This window comes from Prochlorococcus marinus CUG1415, from assembly GCF_017696015.1.
In the GTDB taxonomy this organism is placed as follows: domain Bacteria; phylum Cyanobacteriota; class Cyanobacteriia; order PCC-6307; family Cyanobiaceae; genus Prochlorococcus_A; species Prochlorococcus_A marinus_AE.
In genome coordinates, this window is record NZ_JAAORL010000002.1 from 645,348 (window position 1) to 667,869 (window position 22,522).

Genomic DNA, 22,522 nt, shown 5'->3' on the forward strand with positions numbered 1-22,522 from the left:
AAAGCATTTATGAATACTCTCCTTTTCAATATTAAAAATAACAATAGATTAGGCATTAAACCTTACAAATGAAGAATTTGGAAACATTGCTAAAAGATTATGCAGATCACGTATCTGAAAGAGCAGCTAAAGGAATACCTCCTTTACCTTTAAATGCTGAGCAAACAAATTGCGTTACAAAATTATTGGAACAAGATAGTAATTACGATTCATCCTATTTACTTGATTTACTAATAAATAGAGTACCACCAGGAGTTGATGAGGCTGCTTATGTAAAAGCAAGCTGGCTTACAGCTATTGTTAATGCCGAAAAATATTGCAAATCAATAAACGCTGAAAAAGCAATTGAAATATTAGGAACAATGATAGGTGGATATAATGTAAATTCTTTGGTTGAGATACTTAAAGGAGAAAATAGTTTACTAGCTAAAAAAGCAGCAGTTGTTTTAAAAAATATTATTCTTGTTTATGACTCAGCTAATGAAATTTATGAATTATCTCATAAGAATATTTATGCAAAAGAGGTTGTAAACAGTTGGGCAAATGCAGAATGGTTCAAAAATAAAAAAGTTCTAGAGAAAGAAATTACGTGTTTAGTGTTTAAAGTTGATGGGGAGACAAACACAGATGACTTATCTCCAGCAGTGCATGCAACAACACGCCCCGATATACCAATGCATGCATTGGCTATGTTGGAATTTAAAAAACCAGATGGACTAAAGATTCTAGAAAATTTAAAAAAACACAATTTACCAATAGCTTATGTTGGTGATGTTGTCGGAACAGGAAGTTCTAGAAAATCTGCCATTAATTCACTCATTTGGCATATAGGCGAAGCTCTCCCCTTTGTTCCAAACAAAAAAACAGGTGGAATAGTAATTGGTGGCAAAATAGCCCCTATTTTCTTTAATACCGCACAAGATTCAGGAGCTTTACCTATAGAAGCTGACGTATCTCATATGAAAACAGGAGATGTTATTAAAATATATCCTTATGAAGGCATTATTAAAAAAATTGAAAAAGATTCAAATACAGAAGAATTAATAAGCAAATTCGACTTGTATCCATCAACTCTTACTGATGAAATTCAAGCTGGTGGCAGAATTAATCTTATGATTGGAAGATCTCTTACCGACAAAATTAGAAACAAATTAGATTATAAACCGAGTGAAATATTTATCCGACCACAAAATCCAACCGAAAGTAATGCCGGCTTTACTCAAGCTCAAAAAATAGTAGGCAAAGCATGCGGCTTAGAGGGAGTTAGGCCAGGAACGACCTGTGAACCAATTATGACCACAGTTGGCAGTCAAGATACTACTGGGCCAATGACTAGAGATGAACTAAAAGAACTAGCTTGTTTAGGATTCACTGCAGATTTAGTCATGCAAAGTTTTTGTCATACAGCTGCATATCCTAAACCAATAGATCTAGTTACACATAAAGAATTACCTGATTTTATATCTCAAAGAGGTGGAGTAGCTCTTAAGCCTGGAGACGGAATAATTCATAGCTGGCTTAACAGAATGCTTCTCCCTGATACTGTTGGCACAGGTGGAGATAGTCATACAAGATTTCCTCTGGGCATTTCATTTCCTGGAGGCTCGGGCATTGTTGCCTTTGCCGCCGCAATAGGATCAATGCCATTAAATATGCCGGCATCTGTGCTGGTTAAATTTCAGGGAGAATTATTACCAGGAATCACTCTTAGAGATTTAGTCAATGCAATCCCTCTCTTCGCAATTAAAAAAGGACTCTTAACTGTTGAGAAAGCAAATAAGAAAAATATATTTAACGGGAAAATTATGGAAATTGAGGGATTACCAAACCTAAAACTTGAACAAGCTTTTGAACTCACTGATGCTACTGCAGAACGCTCGTGCGCTGGTAGCACAATACTTTTATCCCAAGAAACTGTTCAAGAATACTTAAGAAGCAATATATGCCTGCTAGAAAAAATGATTGAAAGCAATTATGAAGACTCAAAATCAATTTCTAGAAGAATAAATGATATGAAAAATTGGTTACAAAAACCATCATTAATCCAACCAGATACAAACGCTCAGTATGAAGAAATCATTGAAATTGATTTAGCAAAAGTAACACAACCTATAGTTGCTTGCCCTAACGATCCAGATAACGTAAAGGAAATCAATGAAGTTGCAAATACAAATATTGACGAGGTTTTTATAGGTTCTTGCATGACAAATATTGGTCATTACAGAGCAGCTGCGAAAGTTCTTGAAGGTGTACAAAATTTAAAAGCTAAATTATGGATTTGTCCACCTACAAAAATGGATGAAGAAACTCTAAAAGCTGAAGGTTACTATAAAATATTTGAAAGTTGTGGTGCAAGATTAGAGTTACCAGGCTGTTCTTTATGTATGGGAAATCAAGCCAGAGTAGATGAAGGATCTGTAGTATTCTCTACTAGTACAAGAAATTTTGACAATAGACTTGGGAAAAATGCGCAAGTATTTTTAGGGAGTGCTGAATTAGCAGCAGTTTGCGCACTGCTTGGAAAAATTCCTGAAATAGAAGAATATCAGGATATTACTAAAAATAAAATTAATCCATATTCAGATGAACTTTATCGTTATCTTCAATTTGATGAAATATACAATTTCAGTTTGTCAAAGTGATCATGAATTATGCCAAACCTTATAAAAGAAAATATTCAAAAAACCAGTAATAATTCATCTCGTAGCATCAAAAAATTATTAAGACAAAGATCTCTCGTCGTTGCATTGTCGCTCTTATTAACAGGCTTAGGAGCTTCAATTACAAGCATATTTTTTAAAACTGGAATCTACTTTATAAATAATTGGAGATTAGCACTTTTAGACCAATTCCCATCTATAGCAGTATTACCAATTTTTGGAGCTGTAGGAGGAGCAATTGCGGGATATTTGATCAAAAATTTTGCACCTGCAGCAAAAGGTTCAGGTGTAAGTCAAATCATGGGTTTCTTAAGGCATAAAAAAGTACCAATGAATATAAAAGTAGGATTAGTAAAGCTCATATCAGGAATTATCGCTATTGGTAGTGGATTCCCTTTAGGTCCAGAGGGTCCATCGGTTCAAATGGGAGGATCAGTTGCTTGGCAAATGGCTAAATGGCTCAAAGCTCCTACAGCTTTCAGAAGAGTAATCGTAGCAGCAGGTGGTGGAGCTGGAATTGCTGCAGTATTTAGCGCTCCATTAGGAGGGTTTGTTTATGCAATAGAAGAGCTATTAAACTCTGCTAGACCAGTAATTTTGCTCTTAGTATTAATTACAACTTTCATTGCAGATTCATCTGCTGATATTATTCAAGCCTTAGGTTTAGATCCTAAAGCAGGAGGTTTTGATTTTAACCTCGGATTTTTGATTCAAAAAGAATATGACCCATCAGTTTTTTTCTTACCTATAGATTTTATTTACCTAGTTTTACTAGGAATAATTATTGGTATCTTTGCAGAATTGTACAGCAGATATGTTTTGTTAATGCAAAATCTTGGGAAAAAGTGGTATAAAAATAAATTTGTTTTAAAAATGAGTATCTGTGGACTTATTTTAGGAAGTATCTATTCTTTTTTACCAAGTACATTTCATAATTTAGATGAATTACAAAAAATAATAGCTGAGCAAAATACAAGTATTGAAATTGCTTTGTTAGCAGTTTTAGTATTATTTATCACGACAGGTTTAGCTGCAGCATCTGGAGCTCCTGGAGGACTGTTCTATCCTATGCTTACTTTAGGAGGGTCAATCGGACTAATAATGGGGAGCTGGGTAGAAATTGCAACAGGACATGCACCTAGTACATACATTTTTGCCGGAATGGGAGCTTTCGTAGCAGGATGTTCGCGAACACCAATAACAGCTATGTTTTTAGCTTTTGCATTAACAAAGAATTTATTAATAATGAAACCTGTTTTAATCAGCTGTATTGCCAGTTTCTTGATAGCAAGAGCTTTTAATGAAGAATCAATTTATGAAAGGCAAATACAAATAGAATTAGAAGACTAAGAAATTATCTTTAATCAAAAACAGCAGTTTTGCTGTTATAAACAAAAACTTGATGATTTAGATGTAATCTAACCGCTCTGGCTAGAGCTATTCTTTCAATATCTCTTCCTTTTCTAATCAAATCATCAACTTCATCCCTATGACTTACATTAACTGTACATTGCTCTATTATCGGTCCTTCATCAAGATCTTCAGTAACATAGTGAGCTGTAGCACCGATTAATTTAACACCTCTCTTCCATGCTCGATGATATGGTTGCCCGCCCTTAAATGCAGGTAAGAAAGAATGATGAATATTTATTATTGAAGAAAACTTTTTTAAAAAAGAGTCACTCAAAATTTGCATATATTTTGCTAATACAACAAGATCAATTTGATATTCTTTTAGTAAACTTAAAAATTGATCTTCAACAATAGATTTATCAATATTAAAGGTATCAATATGGACAAATTGTGCATTAAAGTCATTTGCAATATTTTCAAGATCAGAATGATTTGAAATTATTAACGGCACTTTCATTTTGAGTTCACCATTTCTTACTCGCCAAAGTAAATCAATCAAACAATGATTTTGTTTACTCACGAAAATAGCAACATTTGGAATTTCATCAGAATAATTTACATTAAATTTTCCATTTACTTCATCTGCAATTTTTTCAAATTCTTTATATATTTCATCTCTATTAAAAGATGCATTTTTACTATTCCATTCAATTCGACTAAGAAACAAACCCGCATCTTGATCAGTGTGATGATCAGAATGTTTTATGTTGCCACCGTAATTTGAAATCCAACTTGTAAGTAAACTTACAAGACCAGGACGATCGGGACAAACAATTTTGAATATAATTGAAGGATGTTTCAAAAAATCTTTAACTATTAAGTCAAATAAGCAAGTATTTCTAATATATCAATGAAAAGCTTAAAAGAAAATTCTCAGAAAATACACTTAGTTATTATTGGATCAGGAATTATTGGAAAATTTAACGCCTTAGAATTATCAGAATTAGGTTTTCAGATAACAATAATAGATCCATCTCAACTCCAAAATAGTAGCAATGCAGCTTTAGGCTTACTAATGGGTAATATGTATCAAAAAAGAAGAGGTAGAAGTTGGGATCTCAGGAAGCAAAGCATTGAATTATGGCCAAAATGGATTGCATTCCTGCAAAAATTTAATAATGAATTAAATATCGAAAAACCATTAATACAACTAACTACGAATGAAAGAAAGTTTAAAAAATTAGAGAAATTTATTTATGAAAATAATGATATAAACTTAAGAATTCTAGAAAAAGACTCAATATTTATCCAAAATATAAATAAAGCCTTCCAAACAAAAAATATAAAAGGAATGATTTCCTTAAAGGATGGAAGAATAAATGCTATGTCGTTACTCAAAACGTTAGATAAATATCTAAAAGATAAAAAAATAAATTTTTTAGAAGAAGAAATAATAAAAATAAGAAAATTAAACAATCATTGGATTTCTACAACAAGAAACAATAAAAGCATCAAGTCTGACATGGTTATTTTGTGTAATTCTCTAAAAGCGGTTGATTTAATAGATAACCTATCTCACAACATCAAATTAAAACCTGTTTTAGGCCAAGCTATAGAAGTTGAAATAAATGAGGCAGAAGTTGATTTATTATCCCTTCCAAAACAATTCAATATAGATGGTAAAAATATAATTCCAAAATCAAAAAATAAGCTCATTATTGGTTCAACTGACGAATATTGTACTAGGCCAGAAGAGAATACATTCGAAAAACTCACAAATTTTCTCGATAAACAACCAAGTTGGCTTACGAAAGGTAAAATTTCTAAAAAATGGTACGGAATAAGATCAAAACCTGATGGGGAGCCTTCACCAATAATGAAAAACTTAGAGAATGGATTAATTATATGTACAGGTTTTTATAAAAATGGAATTTTACTTGCTCCTGCTTGTTCTAAATGGGTTGCCAATGAAATTAAAAATTATCTGTCCTAATCTTTTGTTTCAGTAAAGTCTGCATCGATTACATCATCTCCACCTTTTTCATTTGAATCATTTTGATCAGGTCCTCCCGCTGAGCCTGGTGAAGGAGGCTGATTACCAGGTTGCTGATAAACAGATGAACCAACTGCATAAAGTTCTTGCTGAAGTTCCTCAAGAAGTTTTTTCATTGATTCATAATCTTCTTTTGAAGTTGCCTCTTTTAAAGCATTACTTTTTTCTTCAACCTTGGACTTTGCTGCAGCATCAATTTTGTCTCCCAGTTCACCAAGTTGCTTTTCTGTCTGATATACAAGTGTTTCAGCTTGATTTTTTAAATCAATTTTTTCTCTTTTTTCTTTATCTGCGGATGCATTTGATTCAGCATCTTTTACCATTTTGTCTACTTCATTATCAGATAGAGTGGAAGCACCAGTGATAGAAATACTTTGCTCTTTACCACTTCCCTTGTCTTTAGCAGTAACACTAAGAATACCATTTGCATCTATATCAAATGTAACTTCAATTTGGGGCACACCTCTTGGAGCTGAAGGGATACCATCCAATCTAAAAGTTCCTAAACTTTTATTATCAGAGGCCATTTCTCTTTCACCTTGTAAAACATGTATTTCTACATTTGTTTGACCGTCAACAGCAGTTGAATATGTTTCAGCTTTCTTCGTAGGGACTGTAGTATTTCGATTTATCATTTTTGTCATTACTCCCCCCAAAGTCTCTACACCTAAAGAAAGTGGAGTTACATCAAGCAACAATATATCTTTTACCTCTCCTGCTAGAACTCCTCCCTGAATTGCAGCTCCAACAGCTACTACCTCATCAGGATTAACAGTTTGATTTGGTTCTTTACCTATTATTTTTTTTACTAAATCTAAAACAGCAGGTATTCTAGATGAGCCTCCCACCATTACAACCTCATCAATTTCAGTAGTAGAAATTTTTGCATCGCTTATAGCTCTCTCAACTGGGGTCTTACACCTATCAATTAAAGAAGCGGCTAATTCCTCAAACTTTGCTCTAGTGAGGTTCAAATCCAAATGCTTTGGCCCTTCAGGTGTCGCTGTAATAAAAGGTAAATTTATTTCACTTTGGGTAGCATTTGAAAGCTCAATTTTTGCTTTTTCTGCTGCCTCAGTCAATCTTTGTAAAGCTTGCTTATCTTGTCTAAGGTCGATTCCCTCATTTGATTTAAAAGTACTAGCTAAGTGATCTACGATACATCTATCAAAATCATCACCACCTAAATGTGTATCTCCAGATGTAGAGAGAACTTCAGTTACTCCATCACCAGCTTCAATAACTGAAACGTCAAATGTTCCTCCCCCTAAATCAAAAACAAGAATTTTTTCATTTTCTTTATCCAAACCATATGCTAGAGCTGCTGCAGTTGGCTCATTGACAATTCTGAGAACTTCTAAACCTGCGATCTTTCCTGCATCTTTTGTAGCCTGTCTTTGAGAGTCATTAAAATAAGCTGGAACTGTAATAACAGCCTGCGTAACTTTTTCACCAAGGTATTTACCCGCATCATCTGCCAACTTTCTTAAAATTTGAGAACTGACCTCTTCAGGAGAAAACTGTTTATCCAAAATAGGACACTTTAATTTCACACTAGAACCAGATTTTTCAACAGAGTAACTAACTTCTTTGGATTCTTCATTAACTTCATCTACTCGTCTACCAACAAAACGCTTTGCAGAATAAAACGTATTTTCAGGATTCATAACCGCTTGTCTTTTTGCGATTTGTCCAACAAGCTGATCTTGATTTTTTGTATATGCAACAACTGATGGAGTAGTTCTGAAACCTTCAGCATTTGCTATTACAGTAGGTTTACCACCTTCCATTACAGCGACACAACTATTAGTTGTTCCTAAATCGATTCCTACAACCTTCCCCATGGGTAAATTCTCGTATTTTATATTCTCCATAATCGGTCATCGGCGTCATTATTGTTACTCAAGGACGGGGTGTGGTTCCCGAACAGATCTTTATTTTTTAAGGAAAAAATTCTAAACATGATTTCAAGTAAGACATCTTTTATTGCATTAATAGGCAATCCAGTAAGTCATTCCTTGTCACCGATTATGCAAAATGCTGCCCTTCAATATTTAGGCCTCGATTTAATTTATATTGCTATACCTTGCAAAGATGAAGATCTAGAATTAGTTCTGAATTCTTTAAAAAAAATTAATTGCAAAGGTTTAAATATTACAATTCCCCATAAAGAAAAAGTATGTAACCTCTGTAGTGAAATTTCCCCGATTGCAAGGAAACTGAAAGCAATTAATACTCTAAAATTAAATACTGAAAAAGAATGGAGCGCAACTAATACTGATGTAGAAGGATTTATTTATCCGTTAAAAAAATTAAACTTAACAAAAAAGAAATCGATTGTTCTTGGCTCGGGCGGTGCAGCACGATCTGTTATTCAAGGATTAATAAATTTAAATCTTTCAAGAATTTCAGTAGTATCACGGAACAAACCATCACTAGATGAACTGATAAAAAATTTTGACAATCAAATTGAACTTCAGGGTTTGTTAAATAATGATAATCAAGCTCAAAATTTAATTGAAGAAGCAGATTTAATTGTAAATACAACACCCGTAGGAATGAAAACAGCTAAACATGAAATGAATATATTGCCATATGGGGAGTCTTTTTGGAGATCTCTTAACTCAAAAACAATTGTTTATGATTTAATTTATAATCCTGCTCCAACTCATCTATTGAAATTTAGCGCCAACAGAGGATGCATGACTATCGATGGTTTGCAAATGCTTGTTGCTCAGGGATTGAAATCATTATCATTTTGGACAAATGGCTTAGAGGTACCTTTTCATATTATGAATGACGCACTCAAAAATTATCTTTAAAATAAATGATGCTAATGTTCAAGGAAATGCACATTATGATGTATCGTTAAAGATGAACAGACGCTCATCACATAAATTTATGAGCCAAAGACCTTGTCTGAAACTATGAACGATCAACAATCTTATTACGAAACCATGTACATCCTCCGCCCAGATATTGCGGAAGATGAAGTAACTAACCACATTGACAATTACAATAAGCTTTTAGAAGAATTTGGCGGTACCATCCTCGATAGTCAAATGAGGGGTAAAAGAAGATTAGCCTATCAAATAGCAAAACATAGAGAAGGTATTTACGTCCAACTAAGTCATCAAGGTGATGGACAACATATTTTCAAAATTGAAAAAGCAATGAGACTTAGTGAAGATGTTATAAGATACATGACCGTTAAACAAGAAGGACCTTTGCCAACTCCAAGACCTTCTACTAAGAGTGCAACTCAAGGAGATGATAAAGAGAATAAAGAAACTAAAGTTGAATCTAAGGAAAAACAACCACTAGAAAGCGCGAATACTTCAACTTCGGGACAAGATGATACTGAAACTAAAAAAAATGCAGAATCTTAAATATTAATCTTTTGTTTTTGAATTTAACTCAGCCCATATTTTATTCGACATGCCCCACATATAAATAAAACCCTCTGCTAGAGAATGATTAAAAACATCGTCTTTGCTATACGTTGCCAAATCTTCCCTGTAAAGTGAATTATTTTCCGAAATTCTCCCAATTACTATTGCGTTCCCCTTATGAAGTCTAATCTTTACTCTTCCATTAACTGAAGTTTGAGTCGATGAAATAAATGCATCTAAACTATCTTTAAGAGGTCCAAACCAAAAACCTTGATAGACTAATTGACCCCATTTTTTTTCCACTATTCCTTTAAAGTCAACAACATCTGGGTTTAATGTAATACTCTCTAATTCTTTGTGAGCTTTGATTAAAAGTAAGAGGCCAGGTGTTTCATATATCTCTCTACTTTTAATTCCTACTACTCGATCTTCAATCATATCTATTCTTCCAAAACCATATTTACCTGCAAGATCATTAGCTTTTTGAATAATCTCTAATGGTGTTAAAAATTCATCATTAATTCCAACTGGAAAACCATTCTTAAAAACAATTTCTATATCTTGAGGGGAATCGGGTGAATTATCAATTGATGATGTCATCGCAAATATATCTTCAGGTGCTTCTTGCATTGGGTCTTCTAAAATCCCCGCTTCAATACTCCTACCTAGTAAGTTAACGTCTATTGAATATGGTGATTTTTTTGATACTGGTGCAGGAATACCAAATTTTTCTCCATAAACTATTGCCTCCTCCCTACTCATATTCCACTCCCTTGCAGGAGTAATTATTTTCAAATCAGGGCCTAAAGCATTAATTGCTAAATCAAATCGAACTTGATCATTGCCTTTACCAGTACATCCATGAGCTACTCCATCCGCATTAAGCTCTCGAGCAATATTTACGAGATTTTCAGCAATTAAAGGCCTTGCAAGAGCTGTAGATAAAGGATATTTATCTAAATATAATGCATTTGCTCTAATAGCTGGAAAAGCGTATCTCTCAACAAAACTATTAACTAAATTTCCAACGATTGATTGAGATGCACCAGAATTTAAAGCTTTTTGCCTAATAAGTTCTAAATCCTCGCCTTGTCCAAGATCTGCTACAAAAGTAACCACTTCTGAAATTCCATATTCATTCTTTAAATATGGAATACAAACGCTCGTATCTACCCCGCCAGAATAAGCTAGTACAACTTTTTTTACCTGCTGCATCTAAATTTGCTCCATAAATTTAAATTTTTGACGTAATTAAGAATTTGAAAACTTATTAAAAACTAATATTATTGTAACTAAAAGAGCTGGGCCAAAAACTAATAACAAGATAAGAAAGTTATTAATTATTAAAACATTAGGATTCAAGTAACCAATAAGTTTAAATAATCCAGACAAAAACAATGAAATTAGCCAGATAAAAACGTATTTTAAATTTGCTTTATCAAACAAAGTTTTTCGTGTGCACTATTATGTATTATCTTATATATAGAACATAACATTTAATGGACTCAAATAAACTAAAACTTAGATTAAACGATATTTCTGAAGTCAACCCTGCTTTAACTTGCTACCTCAGAGATGATCCAGCTCCTGTTTTGCCATTAAGAGATGAACCTGATCTGCTATCTTGGCTTGAAAATACAGGAAGACTTGTTACGGAAAAAGACGGAGATTCACAAGAGATTAGTACAATAGAAGAAGAAGAACTTTCAGCGCTGATGGGAGAAAAAGAAGATTATAAGACTGAAGAAGACCCTTCAGAAGATGATTGGGAAGATTAAAAAGTTTAACTTTGAATCGTTATTAATATTAATTATTTTTTCATTAATAGTAACCTCCTATTTTTTTAAAAATTTTATTCTTATAGGAGTTTTCATACTATTTTTTTTTATATCTTTATATACAACAAAGAATGGTCTAGAAATAATCAGAAAATTAAATTTACTTCAAAATATTAGAACTGAAGGTCCTTCTAATCACTATAAAAAAAGTGATACCCCAACAATGGGCGGGATCTTTATGATAGTCCCTTTTTTAATTTTTCTTTTGATAATAACTATAAATTTAGGTTCTCTACAATTATTTCTTTTATTACTGACTATTTTTGGTTTCTTTATTACAGGGTTTTTAGATGATTATTTGAGTATTAAAAACAAAGAAAATACAGGTTTAAAAACAAAAGAAAAATTTATTATACAAAGTTTTATCTCAATAATTTTTATATTATTAGCCTATGAAAAAAATTTAATAAATCCATTAATAACAGTATCTGACTCCTGGGGAATAAATATGAGTATTTTTATATTGCCAATTTCTTTTTTAGTACTAGTTGGCTTAAGTAATTCAGTAAATTTGACTGATGGACTAGATGGATTAGCAGCTGGATGCAGTGGGATTGTCTTTTATGGATTAGGAACAGAAATATTAATGAAAGACAAGCAAGAACTTTTTGTTTTTAGTATCCTATGTTATTCAATGTGTGGCATATGCTTAGGATTTATCAAGTACAATAGTTATCCTGCAAAAATATTTATGGGTGACACAGGATCTCTAAGTATTGGCGCTATTCTGGGTTCTATAGCGTTATTAACCGATAGCGTTTTTACCTTATCTATTTTCTCAGGAATATTTATTGTTGAATCATTATCAGTAATGATTCAAGTAGGTTTTTTTAAAATTACAAAAAAATTATTTCACAAAGGTAAACGCATATTTTTAATGGCTCCACTACACCACCATTTTGAACTTAAAGGAGTTAAGGAACAAAAAATAGTTGAAAATTTTTGGAAAATCAACATTTTACTTGTAATTTTAGGTATAGTTTTAAAAATCAATCTTTAAAAAATTTGTTATGAGTTTTTTTACATGGAAAGATAATGGATTAACAAGTGACTGCTCAAGTCTTGATGCAATGGCATCAAGATTTGAAGAAACTGCTAACTTAATGAAAAAACTATCTAAGAAGGGCTTCAAACTAAAGAAAACTTATAACAATCAAATAATTCTTCACCCTGATCCTAAAATATTTGATCAATGGGGTTTTATAAGTGAAGAACTTCCTTTTAAACAACTCTGTTTAATATCGGATGAAGAATAATTATTTGACCTTGCAAGCTCTTCTGTGAGTATTGATAAATAATTGCGTACATGAGTATTCCAACTAAAGTGCCTATTAACACCCTCAATTCCATTTCTGCTCCACAATTTCCACTGATTATTGTTAGAAATTCCTTTTTCAAGAAGGACTTTAAACTCATTAATATCAGTAACATCTACTAGAAGTCCATTTTCACATTTTGAGCGAATTTCTTTTGGACCTCCATCATTTGTTGATATTATTGGCAATCCACATGAAGAAGCTTCAAGAAGGGTTAAACCAAAAGGCTCTGTTAAAGCTGGATTTACAAATACACCCCCTCTGCTAGCAGCCCACCTATATAAAGAAGGTATCTGACTTGGAAGATGCTTTTTTGGATAAGCTACCTTTCCATACAAATTATATTTATCAATCGTTTCAAAAATATTTTGGAATACCTCTTTTTGTTGAGGATCCAGTTTTGAAGTGCTATCTCGACAACCCAAAATCAAAATTAAATTAGTTTTTCTTTTTAATTTTTCAGATCTTCCGTATGCCTCAATCAAAGAAGGAATATTTTTTCTTCGTACAGCTCTAGAAATAGTCAATAATGGAGGTTTAGTAGAATCCTTTAGAAAAGGTTTCATTATATTGTCAATTTCAGCTGTCTCTGTTGTCGAGTGAATATGGTGAAACTTATTATGATCAACACCAGGCGGAATCACTTTTGCTTTGTCAGGTGAAAAAGAAGAATATTGGGAATATTGATAAACTGACTCTTGTTTAGTGCTTGTAACAACAATATCTGCGAACTTTAAAGCTTGTTCTTCTGCCTCAATTCTTGTACTTATGGAATAAAGCTTTTCGATTTGATTAGTTTTTAAACCAGTATCAAGCAATTTCCTCTTTTTTTCTCTCCCTAAAGAATGACCAGTAAAAATAAGTGGAACGTTTAAAGATTTACTTAGTTTAACTCCTACATATCCAGCATCTGCATAATGTGCATGAATAAAATTAGGCTTTTTATTTTTTTTATAATAAGAGATAAGGCTTTCAGTTAAATGATCTAAATAAGGCCAAAGCAATTCCTTTCTTAAATATTTATTAGGTCCAAATTGAAATCTTAAAATTCTAACTCCAGGTTCTACAAATTCTTCTTCTTGAGAATATTCATCGTCTACTTTAGAATCGTTGATTAAACGAGTTACTAAATCTACTTGGTCAACTTCTGAAGTATTAGCCAAACTTTTAACTAACTCTAAAACATATTGTGTTTGCCCTCCCGTATCTGCATCCCTGCCTAATTCAAGATTTTTAGAGCGTATAAGACCATGTAAATGTAAATGTAAAAATTTAAGTCTCATTTAGCACATCCTCAGATCAACCGCTTTTAATACAAATAAGATGAATTCCCCAAGAAAATCTTAAGAAAGCATTATGATTTAAATTTTTTTTAAGTTCAAGAGTTTTTAAAAACCAGTTACTGCAGCTGTTTATACACCCTTGAGAAAGGATATCGCTTTTCTCAGATAATTAAAAATACAAAGAAATGCAACAAAGATTTGTTATTTGAGAACTTTTTTAAGATATTTTGCTGTATGGCTAGTGGGATGTTTAGCTACATCCTCAGGAATACCTTCTGCAATAATTTCGCCGCCTTTATCACCTCCATCGGGTCCTAAATCAATAATCCAATCCGAGCATCTAATTACATCTAAATTATGTTCAATAACAATTACAGTATTACCTTTATCTACCAAACGTTGTATCACATCCATTAATTTATGAACATCATAAAAACTTAAACCTGTAGTTGGTTCATCAATCAAATATAGAGTTTTTCCAGTAGCTCTTTTGGATAATTCTGTTGCCAACTTAACTCTTTGAGCCTCTCCGCCTGATAATGTAGGCGCTGGTTGACCTAATTTGACATATCCTAAGCCGACATCTACCAATGTAGATAATCTATCAGCAGCTTGAGGTATAGCAGAAAAAGTTTCTGCAGCTTGTTCAACAGTCATCTCTAAAACATCAGATATATTGAAACCTTTGTATTTAACTTGAAGAGTTTCTCTATTAAATCGAGCTCCTTTGCATACTTCACATTGAACATAAACATCAGGTAAAAAATTCATTTCGATAACATTGACTCCCTGGCCTTTACACGCTTCGCATCTACCTCCTTTCACATTAAAACTAAATTGGCCAGCTTGATAACCCCTTGCTTTTGCTTCCACTGTGGCAGTAAATATCTGCCTTATAGGATCAAAAGCACCTGTATAGGTGGCAGGGTTTGATCTTGGTGTTCTTCCTATTGGAGATTGATCAATAACGATAACCTTATCAATTGCCTTTATGCCTTTCAACTCTTTTACCCCTTGCGGAAAAGGAACTTTTAATCCTAGAGAATGACACAAAGCAGGGTGAAGCAATTCATTTATCAAGGTACTTTTCCCACTACCGCTAACACCAGTTACAGAAACCAATCTTCCCAGTGGAAATTCTACTGATATATTCTTTAAATTATTTTTTGAACAGTTATTTAAAATTAAACTTTTTTTAACAGATGATCTACGTTCTTTTGGGGTAGGAATCGATTTCCTACCACTAAGATAAGCACCAGTTAATGACCTATCTGATTTCACAACATCTTGATATGATCCCTTAGCAATTATTTCACCACCATAAACACCCGCTCCTGGACCAATATCTACTAGATAATCTGCGGATTTCATAGTATCTTCATCATGTTCAACAACAACTAAAGTGTTTCCAAGATCTCTTAGGCTTTTTAAAGTTTCTAATAATCTGTCATTATCTCTCTGATGTAAACCAATACTTGGTTCATCTAGTACATATAGAACACCAGTAAGACCTGCACCTATTTGCGTAGCCAATCTAATACGCTGTGCTTCTCCGCCAGACAAAGTCATGGCTGGCCTATCTAAAGTTAAATAATCTAAACCTACATTAATTAAAAACTTCAAACGTAAACGAATCTCTTTTAAAACCAATTCACCTATCTGCTTTTGTTTTTGTGATAAAGATATATTTTCCTTCTTGGTCTTACCTAATCCCATTATGAGCTCTATCTTAGTTAGAGTGTCAGAAACACTTATAGAAGTTAAGTCAGTAATATTATATGGACCAAGTTTAACGGCCAAAGCCTCAGGCCTTAATCTTTTTCCAGAGCATGTCTTGCAGGGAACCAATTCTAAATACTTTTCTAATTTTTGTTTTACTGATTCTCCATTGGCTTCATTCAATTGCCTTTCTAATATTGGCAAAATTCCCTCAAAAGGTCTTTCAAAACCACTTGAAGTTTTAAAGCGACTATCAGCTTGAATTAATATTGGTTTATCTGATCCCAAAAGTAAAACTTTTTTTTGCAAATCACTTAAATCTTTCCAAGGAGTTTTTAATTCAAAACCATAAGCTTGTCCTACAGAATAAAGTAAAGAGAAGTAATAAGTATTATCTTTTTCACTCCAAGGAGCTATTGCAGCATAAACAGGCAATGTTTTATCAGGTATAACTCTATCAGCAGTAAATTTTTTTAAATAACCAATCCCATGACAATCTGGACACGCCCCATATGGGCTATTAAAAGAAAATAATCTAGGAGAAAGTTCTTCAACAATAGAGCCATGCACAGGACATGCATAATTTTCTGAGTAAAGTTTTTCTCTCTCTAAGTTAGAAGGTAAGTTTTCTCCTTTTTTTGGAACAACTTCTACTATTGCTAGGCCATCACCTCTTTTAAGACAAGTTTGTAGAGAATCATTTAATCTTTCTTGTATTCCATCTCTTGCAATTAATCTATCAACTACTACCTCAATATTATGAATTTGATTTTTATCTAATTCAATGCTATCAGCAAGTTCTCTTACCTCTCCGTTGATTCTTACTCTAGCAAATCCTTCAGCAGCTAGTCCACTTATTAATTTTGTATGTGTTCCTTTTTTACCTCTTACAACAGGAGCCAACAATTGATACCTTGTTCCTTCTGGCAAGAGAAGAATTTGATCAACCATTTCATCAATTGTTTGCGGCGCAATTGGAATCCCACAGTGGTGACAATGCGGCTCGCCAGCACGACCAAACAATAATCTTAAATAATCTTGTATCTCTGTTACTGTTCCAACTGTTGATCGAGGATTATGACTTGTAGATTTTTGATCAATTGAAATAGCAGGAGATAAACCTTCAATATTGTCAACATCTGGTTTATCTACTTGACCCAAAAACTGCCTTGCGTATGCCGAAAGACTTTCAACATATCTTCTTTGACCTTCAGCAAAAATCGTATCGAAGGCTAAAGAACTTTTACCACTTCCACTCACACCAGTAAAAACTATAAATTTATTCCTAGGTAGAGAAAGGTCTATATTTTTTAAATTATGCTGACGAGCTCCCCTAATAATAATTGCATTATCTTCTTCAAAGCTATTATCAATTTTTGTAGCCATGTTTAAATCTAATGAATGATTTAAAAAATACAATTATAGTAGAATTTTTTCTAATTTATGCAGCTGCCCTGACAAGAAGTTTAGAAGCGTAATCATTTGCTTCGCCAAAACCTCCTCCAATCAGTTCTATTAATTCATGTTTTCTCTCTTTTGTTGTAGTTAATTTTGATATTGAAGTATAAGTTATTCCATTAATTACATTTTTATATACTTTAAAATGCGCTGATCCTGCAGCAGCTAAAAAAGGCTGATGTGTAATGCATAAGACTTGTTGATTTTTAGAAATTTCTTTTATAAGCTCAACCAAAGAAAATAAAGATTTACCACTTAAACCACTATCAATTTCATCTAAAAAGAAAGTATTGGGTTTTTTAGAAATACTAGATTTAATAGCTAATAAAAATCTTGACATTTCTCCGCCAGAAATAACATTTGATAATGGAGCCAGCTTCTGATCAGGATTAGCAGAAAACAAAAAATTTATATCGTCAATTCCATCGCCAGAAGGATTGCAGACAGTAAATTCAATTGAAAAATTTGCATTTTCTAAACCTAGATTGCCTAAAATCGACATTACTGAATTTTGTAATTGTTTAGCAATTTTTTTTCTTTCAGTAGATTGAATAACAAATAAAGAATTTAAATTACTTAGTAAATTCTCAATTTGAGATTTAATACTGCAAATCTCATTATCTTGATCGTTTTGTTGGAAATAAGTCTTTAATTGATCACGCTTTTCGATTAATTGAGTTAGATCCAATGAAAAAGTTCTCTCTAAGTTTTTTAAAAAGAATAATCTTTTTTGTATTTCTGGAAGATTAGATTCATAATTTTCTGTTTCTTGCAAATATGACTTTAGATCAAAAATCAAATCTTCAACATCAGCATGAATATTGAATAACTTCTCTCTAAATTGTTGAATCTTTAAATCGAAATCGGCTGTTTTATTTAAAATCTTTAGTGATTGATTTATGAAAGAAGTTACTGACGGTTCATCATGACTGAAATTATTTAAATTTTCTAATGATGATTTAATTGAATTATTAATTTCAAGATTATTTACAAGTTTATTTTCTAATGACTCTAGTTCTAAAATTTCTTCACTTGAATTTAAATCAGCTTCTTCTAAACTCTTCAACATGAGTTTAATTGCCAAATTTTCTTCTTCTTGATTCCTAGAAAATTCTATTTTTTCATTCAATAATCTTGTTAACTTTTCACTTTCTCTCCATATACTTTTAATCCTTTCGCTAGTATCTCTAAATTCTTTAGAACATAAGTCATCAATAATTAGTCTTCTCTTGTCTAGAGAGTCAAAGATAAAAGTGTCAGATTGACCTGCAAAATCTATTAAAAATCCTCCAAGTTTTTCTAATAATTGTCTATTAATTGGTAAATCATTAAGGCTATATTTAGATAAGATTTTATTATTTTTTTTATAGGATTTTCTTTTAATTTTCAGTTCTGAAGAAGTTATTTCAAAACCATTACTAATTAACCAATTATTAATTTGAAAAGAAGAAGAAAATATCGCCTCAATAACGCAAAAATCTTTTCCTGGACGTATTAAATGTTTTAGAGGTATATTAGTTCCACCAAATAGAGCATTTAGGGAATCCAAAATTAATGATTTTCCTGAACCTGAATCCCCAGTTATGATATTCAAACCTTTTTCGAAATTAATTTCTATAATTTCTATTAAGGCAATATTTTCTATTTTTAGTTGTATTAACATGATAAATCTTCCATATAAAAAAATTAACTTCTTTTTTAGAAAAATAAAGGTTTTAAATATATAAAGTTATGAAAGAAGACTTTACTGATTTTATTGAGGTATCTGGACTCTTAAATTATGATCCAGATACAATTTCTAAAATTTACAAAAAAAACCCTAAAAGACTTTTAAAAAGACTTTGGCAAACACTCCTACCTATTTTTGCTTACATCTTTTCCGTTGGATGGGATAAATTAACTGGAAGACTGAAAAATGAACAGCAAGCAAGATTTAGAGCAAGAGAATTAACAAATTTGTTAGTAGAACTTGGACCTGCATTTGTTAAAGCAGGCCAAGCTTTATCAACAAGACCAGATATAATCCCAGGTATTCTTCTAGAAGAATTATCTGAATTGCAAGATCAGCTTCCTGGTTTTGATGGAGATAAAGCTATGGAGTTAATAGAAGAAGATTTAGGAAACAAAATAGATGAGATTTTTTTAGAAATTGATAAAGAGCCAATTTCTGCTGCTTCTTTAGGTCAAGTGCATAAAGCTAAATTAAAAAATGAAGAGATCGTTGCAATAAAAGTACAACGGCCAGGTTTAAGAGAACAAATAACCTTAGATCTTTACATTGTAAGGAATATTGCTTATTGGCTAAAAAACAATATCGGATTGATAAGAAGTGATCTAGTTGCTTTGATTGATGAATTAGGTAAGAGAGTTTTTGAAGAAATGGATTATCTAAACGAAGCTGCAAATGCAGAAAAATTTAGAGATATGCATAAACATAACAAGATGATTGCCGTACCAAAAATTTATAAAGAAATAACTTCAAGAAGAGTTTTAGCAATGGAATGGATAGACGGTACAAAATTAACAAATTTAGAGGATGTAAAAAAATTAGGAATTAATCCTGATGATATGATTGATATAGGAGTGCAATGCAGTTTAGAACAGCTTTTAGAACATGGTTTTTTTCATGCAGACCCGCATCCAGGCAATTTATTAGCCTTAGAAGATGGAAGATTATGTTATCTAGATTTTGGAATGATGAGCGAAGTTTCCAGAGAATCTAGGTCAGGATTAATTCAAGCAGTAGTTCACTTAGTAAATAAAAACTTCGATAAATTATCTCAAGATTTCGTAAAATTAGGATTTTTATCAGAAGAAGTTAATCTAGAACCCATTGTTCCAGCATTTCAAGATGTTTTCATTAACGCCGTTGAACAAGGGGTTTCGAAAATGGATTTTAAAAGCGTCACAGACGATATGTCCGGTGTCATGTATAAATTCCCTTTCAGACTTCCCCCATATTATGCACTTATAATTAGGTCATTACTTACATTAGAAGGAATAGCTTTAAGCGTAGATCCAAACTTCAAAATATTAGGCGCTGCTTATCCATATTTTGCAAGAAGATTGATGGAGGACCCTGATCCACAATTAAGGGAAAGCCTTAAAGAAATGCTTTTTGATAATAAAAAATTTAAATGGGACCGTTTAGAAGATCTACTTTCTAACGCTGCAAAGCAAACAAATCTCGATTTAGAAAAACTTTTAGACGAAGTTATAAATCTTCTCTTTTCTCGAAAAGGAGGTTTTCTTAGAGATGAAATAATTGAAAGTTTAACAAATCAGATAGATTTACTTAGTCTAAAAATATTGAAAAGTTTAAATAATTATCTTCCACAATCAATTAAATTAAATACTACTAACGAAAATAATAACTTGAGTGACCTTATAATGTATATTGAGCCATTGAAAAACTTTTTAGAGATTTTACAAAAAATACCTGGGTATTCAATTGACATTTTTCTAAAAAGAATTCCTCGCCTTATAAATGAACCTTATACAAAAGAAATGGGTATAAAAATTGCAAAAAAAGTTACAGAAAAAGGAATGGTTAGACTTGTAAAGATCGCAGCTGGTACAAATATCTAAAATGAAATTTAGGAAATTTTTAATAATAAAAATATTTTTTATTTTAATAAGTTCTCAATTAGTTTTTAATGTTTCAAAAGCTAATTCTGCTGAAGAAATTAAAATTATATACAGCATATTTTCTAGAACAATTAAAGTAGATTCATTAAAAACATTTGCTGAAAAAGGTAACTCAACAAAAAAATTAAAACGAATTTTAAAAGCCACTGGTTCTCCTGATAAAGAAATTAGATCAGTATTAAATAAAAATTTTGAAATCCCTATTACGATTGCAAGCAAATTAGTATATTCAGAAATAGGGAATATTATTTTAAGAAGAGTTTCATCTATTATCCACCCGCCCAAAGCAAATGATGAAAGAACAGGTATGTTAGCTCTTAGAGCAAGTGTAATTCAAGGTATTAACAGAGGAAATGGGCAAATAAATCTTATAAACTTTTTTGAAGGATATCCAACAAAAACTGTTATTTTAGATGTTAACGCTTTGAGCAAAGTTATGAATAAAGTAGAATCAATTTCAGAATTATTAGACTTTTTTACAAATTCTCCTCTAGAAAAAATTAAAACGAATTAATCAACCATGGTGTTATTAAATAAAATCAAAAATAAATTGCGTATAAATTACAGAAAAAAAAGATGGCCAGGACTCATCGAAGCTTACAAACAATATCTTCCAGTTACAAAAAAAACCCCTATTATTTCCCTAAAAGAGGGAAATACACCACTAATTTTTAGTGACTCAATTAGTAATTTAATTGGAAATGGAACAAAGGTTTTTTTAAAATATGATGGTCTAAATCCCACAGGATCTTTTAAAGATCGAGGTATGACTATGGCAATTAGCAAAGCAAAAGAAGAAGGACGCGAAGCTGTAATTTGTGCAAGTACTGGAAACACTTCTGCTGCTGCTGCTGCATATGCTTCTAGAGGAGGATTAAAACCTTATGTTTTAATCCCTGAAGGTTTCGTTGCACAAGGAAAGCTTGCACAAGCTTTAATGTATGGAGCTGAGATAATATCTATTAATGGAAACTTTGATAAGGCTCTTGAAATTGTTAGAGATTTATCTTCAAAACATCCGGTAGAACTTGTTAATTCTGTTAACCCATATCGAATACAAGGGCAAAAGACAGCCGCTTTTGAAATTGTTGATGACTTAGGTATTACGCCTGATTGGCTTTGTATTCCAATGGGCAATGCAGGAAATATAACTGCTTATTGGATGGGGTTTCAAGAATATTCACAAATAAAAAGAAATTTAAAATTACCAATTATGATGGGGTTTCAAGCTCAAGGCTCTGCTCCATTAGTGCAAAATATAATAGTTAAAGATCCTGACACAATTGCAACAGCAATAAGAATTGGTAATCCTGTTAATAGAGAAAAGGCAAAAATAGTAAAAAAAGAGAGCAAAGGAGACTTTCAGTCAGTGACAGATGAAGAAATAATAAATGCTTATAAGATTCTTGCCAAAGAAGGAGTATTTTGTGAACCTGCCAGTGCAGCATCAGTTGCTGGACTCATTAAAAATAAAAATAGAATTCAGAAAGAGTCAACTATTGTTTGTGTTCTTACTGGAAATGGATTGAAAGACCCTGATTGTGCTATTAAAAACAATAATGCTGTTTTTAGAAAAAATATTGAACCTTCCTTAAAAAATATAACTAAAATCTTAGGATATTAATATCCAAAAAAATAAGTGTCTGTGGAAATCAATTTAAAATAAACATTCTCTGTTGAAAAACATATAAAAAATAATTCTCTTTGTTGAATATTTTTGTCTTTATTCAGAAAATTTAAATTAATTCAACAAATAGAAAAATTTTTCCACTTATTTAAATATTAAAAAACTAAGTAAGTAA

At 31.9% G+C, this 22,522-nt stretch carries 17 protein-coding genes; 11 read left to right on the top strand and 6 right to left on the bottom strand.

Translation table 11 applies throughout. The features are described 5' to 3' along the window. Positions 1 to 68: 68 nt before the first annotated feature. Positions 69 to 2,642, top strand: coding sequence for a bifunctional aconitate hydratase 2/2-methylisocitrate dehydratase (gene acnB / locus HA143_RS09615; RefSeq protein ID WP_209086558.1), 2,574 nt, complete (start codon positions 69 to 71; stop codon positions 2,640 to 2,642). A 9-nt stretch (positions 2,643 to 2,651) separates the two neighbouring features. Continuing rightward, positions 2,652 to 4,010, top strand: coding sequence for a ClC family H(+)/Cl(-) exchange transporter (locus tag HA143_RS09620; RefSeq protein WP_209086560.1), 1,359 nt, complete (start codon positions 2,652 to 2,654; stop codon positions 4,008 to 4,010). A 10-nt stretch (positions 4,011 to 4,020) separates the two neighbouring features. Here HA143_RS09620 and purU read toward each other — a convergent pair whose 3' ends face one another. Next, positions 4,021 to 4,875 carry a formyltetrahydrofolate deformylase gene (purU, locus tag HA143_RS09625; protein WP_209086562.1) on the bottom strand — a complete coding sequence of 285 codons (855 nt, stop codon included), beginning with the start codon at positions 4,873 to 4,875 and terminating at the stop codon, positions 4,021 to 4,023. A 48-nt stretch (positions 4,876 to 4,923) separates the two neighbouring features. On the opposite strand from purU, the gene HA143_RS09630 reads away from it, so the two are divergent. Next, positions 4,924 to 6,006, top strand: a complete 1,083-nt coding sequence (locus HA143_RS09630) for an FAD-dependent oxidoreductase (RefSeq protein ID WP_209086564.1) — start codon at positions 4,924 to 4,926, stop codon at positions 6,004 to 6,006. Here HA143_RS09630 and dnaK read toward each other — a convergent pair. Next, positions 6,003 to 7,910, bottom strand: a complete 1,908-nt coding sequence (gene dnaK / locus HA143_RS09635) for a molecular chaperone DnaK (protein ID WP_209086659.1) — start codon at positions 7,908 to 7,910, stop codon at positions 6,003 to 6,005. The two genes, HA143_RS09630 and dnaK, sit on opposite strands and share 4 nt — an antisense overlap. A gap of 117 nt (positions 7,911 to 8,027) precedes the next feature. On the opposite strand from dnaK, the gene HA143_RS09640 reads away from it, so the two are divergent. Both HA143_RS09640 and rpsF read left to right on the top strand, forming a co-directional pair. Beyond that, positions 8,028 to 8,888, top strand: a complete 861-nt coding sequence (locus HA143_RS09640) for a shikimate dehydrogenase (RefSeq protein ID WP_209086566.1) — start codon at positions 8,028 to 8,030, stop codon at positions 8,886 to 8,888. Positions 8,889 to 8,993: 105 nt separating this feature from the next. Next, positions 8,994 to 9,455, top strand: coding sequence for a 30S ribosomal protein S6 (gene rpsF, locus HA143_RS09645; protein WP_209086568.1), 462 nt, complete (start codon positions 8,994 to 8,996; stop codon positions 9,453 to 9,455). Between the two features lie 3 nt (positions 9,456 to 9,458). Here the strand turns inward: rpsF and HA143_RS09650 are convergent, their stop codons facing one another. After that, positions 9,459 to 10,673, bottom strand: a complete 1,215-nt coding sequence (locus HA143_RS09650; protein ID WP_209086570.1) for an argininosuccinate synthase — start codon at positions 10,671 to 10,673, stop codon at positions 9,459 to 9,461. Positions 10,674 to 10,957: 284 nt separating this feature from the next. Between HA143_RS09650 and HA143_RS09655 the strand changes: the two genes are divergently transcribed. The 3 genes from HA143_RS09655 to HA143_RS09665 are packed head-to-tail and all read left to right on the top strand — an operon-like array spanning position 10,958 to position 12,552. Next, positions 10,958 to 11,236: a DUF3134 family protein gene (locus HA143_RS09655; protein ID WP_209086573.1), complete on the top strand. Its 279-nt coding sequence runs from the start codon at positions 10,958 to 10,960 to the stop codon at positions 11,234 to 11,236. Beyond that, positions 11,220 to 12,296 (top strand): phospho-N-acetylmuramoyl-pentapeptide-transferase, encoded by a 1,077-nt coding sequence (gene mraY / locus HA143_RS09660; protein ID WP_209086576.1) that lies wholly within the window; start codon positions 11,220 to 11,222, stop codon positions 12,294 to 12,296. The genes HA143_RS09655 and mraY overlap by 17 nt, the downstream gene beginning before the upstream one ends. A gap of 10 nt (positions 12,297 to 12,306) precedes the next feature. Further along, positions 12,307 to 12,552, top strand: coding sequence for a hypothetical protein (locus HA143_RS09665; RefSeq protein WP_209086580.1), 246 nt, complete (start codon positions 12,307 to 12,309; stop codon positions 12,550 to 12,552). Here HA143_RS09665 and HA143_RS09670 read toward each other — a convergent pair. From HA143_RS09670 to HA143_RS09680, 3 genes are all read right to left on the bottom strand, one after another. Then, on the bottom strand, positions 12,486 to 13,895 hold the full coding sequence (locus HA143_RS09670; protein WP_209086583.1) for a glycosyltransferase: 1,410 nt from the start codon (positions 13,893 to 13,895) through the stop codon (positions 12,486 to 12,488). The genes HA143_RS09665 and HA143_RS09670 overlap by 67 nt on opposite strands. Positions 13,896 to 14,096: 201 nt before the next feature. Further along, complete coding sequence (gene uvrA, locus HA143_RS09675; protein WP_209086586.1) at positions 14,097 to 17,000, bottom strand: excinuclease ABC subunit UvrA; 2,904 nt, start codon at positions 16,998 to 17,000, stop codon at positions 14,097 to 14,099. A gap of 55 nt (positions 17,001 to 17,055) precedes the next feature. Further along, the gene (locus tag HA143_RS09680) at positions 17,056 to 18,735 is read right to left on the bottom strand and encodes an AAA family ATPase (protein ID WP_209086589.1); all 1,680 of its coding nucleotides are present in this window, start codon (positions 18,733 to 18,735) and stop codon (positions 17,056 to 17,058) included. A 68-nt stretch (positions 18,736 to 18,803) separates the two neighbouring features. On the opposite strand from HA143_RS09680, the gene HA143_RS09685 reads away from it, so the two are divergent. The 3 genes from HA143_RS09685 to thrC are packed head-to-tail and all read left to right on the top strand — an operon-like array spanning position 18,804 to position 22,344. Next, entirely contained in the window at positions 18,804 to 20,660 is a 1,857-nt protein-coding gene (locus tag HA143_RS09685) for an ABC1 kinase family protein (protein WP_209086592.1), read from the top strand. Position 20,661: 1 nt separating this feature from the next. After that, positions 20,662 to 21,234 carry an alpha/beta hydrolase gene (locus HA143_RS09690; protein WP_209086595.1) on the top strand — a complete coding sequence of 191 codons (573 nt, stop codon included), beginning with the start codon at positions 20,662 to 20,664 and terminating at the stop codon, positions 21,232 to 21,234. A gap of 6 nt (positions 21,235 to 21,240) precedes the next feature. Further along, on the top strand, positions 21,241 to 22,344 hold the full coding sequence (gene thrC, locus HA143_RS09695) for a threonine synthase (protein ID WP_209086598.1): 1,104 nt from the start codon (positions 21,241 to 21,243) through the stop codon (positions 22,342 to 22,344). Positions 22,345 to 22,522: the final 178 nt, after the last annotated feature.

What these genes read in the sequence shown, in the direction of transcription:
- HA143_RS09680 (WP_209086589.1), bottom strand. Translation starts at nt 18,735, where the DNA reads ATGTTAATACAACTAAAAATAGAAAATATTGCCTTAATAGAAATTATA.
- thrC (WP_209086598.1), top strand. Translation starts at nt 21,241, where the DNA reads ATGGTGTTATTAAATAAAATCAAAAATAAATTGCGTATAAATTACAGA.
- HA143_RS09630 (WP_209086564.1), top strand. Translation starts at nt 4,924, where the DNA reads ATGAAAAGCTTAAAAGAAAATTCTCAGAAAATACACTTAGTTATTATT.
- uvrA (WP_209086586.1), bottom strand. Translation starts at nt 17,000, where the DNA reads ATGGCTACAAAAATTGATAATAGCTTTGAAGAAGATAATGCAATTATT.
- HA143_RS09665 (WP_209086580.1), top strand. Translation starts at nt 12,307, where the DNA reads ATGAGTTTTTTTACATGGAAAGATAATGGATTAACAAGTGACTGCTCA.
- dnaK (WP_209086659.1), bottom strand. Translation starts at nt 7,910, where the DNA reads ATGGGGAAGGTTGTAGGAATCGATTTAGGAACAACTAATAGTTGTGTC.
- HA143_RS09650 (WP_209086570.1), bottom strand. Translation starts at nt 10,673, where the DNA reads ATGCAGCAGGTAAAAAAAGTTGTACTAGCTTATTCTGGCGGGGTAGAT.
- HA143_RS09640 (WP_209086566.1), top strand. Translation starts at nt 8,028, where the DNA reads ATGATTTCAAGTAAGACATCTTTTATTGCATTAATAGGCAATCCAGTA.
- HA143_RS09685 (WP_209086592.1), top strand. Translation starts at nt 18,804, where the DNA reads ATGAAAGAAGACTTTACTGATTTTATTGAGGTATCTGGACTCTTAAAT.
- HA143_RS09655 (WP_209086573.1), top strand. Translation starts at nt 10,958, where the DNA reads ATGGACTCAAATAAACTAAAACTTAGATTAAACGATATTTCTGAAGTC.
- acnB (WP_209086558.1), top strand. Translation starts at nt 69, where the DNA reads ATGAAGAATTTGGAAACATTGCTAAAAGATTATGCAGATCACGTATCT.
- HA143_RS09690 (WP_209086595.1), top strand. Translation starts at nt 20,662, where the DNA reads ATGAAATTTAGGAAATTTTTAATAATAAAAATATTTTTTATTTTAATA.
- HA143_RS09670 (WP_209086583.1), bottom strand. Translation starts at nt 13,895, where the DNA reads ATGAGACTTAAATTTTTACATTTACATTTACATGGTCTTATACGCTCT.
- HA143_RS09620 (WP_209086560.1), top strand. Translation starts at nt 2,652, where the DNA reads ATGCCAAACCTTATAAAAGAAAATATTCAAAAAACCAGTAATAATTCA.
- mraY (WP_209086576.1), top strand. Translation starts at nt 11,220, where the DNA reads ATGATTGGGAAGATTAAAAAGTTTAACTTTGAATCGTTATTAATATTA.
- rpsF (WP_209086568.1), top strand. Translation starts at nt 8,994, where the DNA reads ATGAACGATCAACAATCTTATTACGAAACCATGTACATCCTCCGCCCA.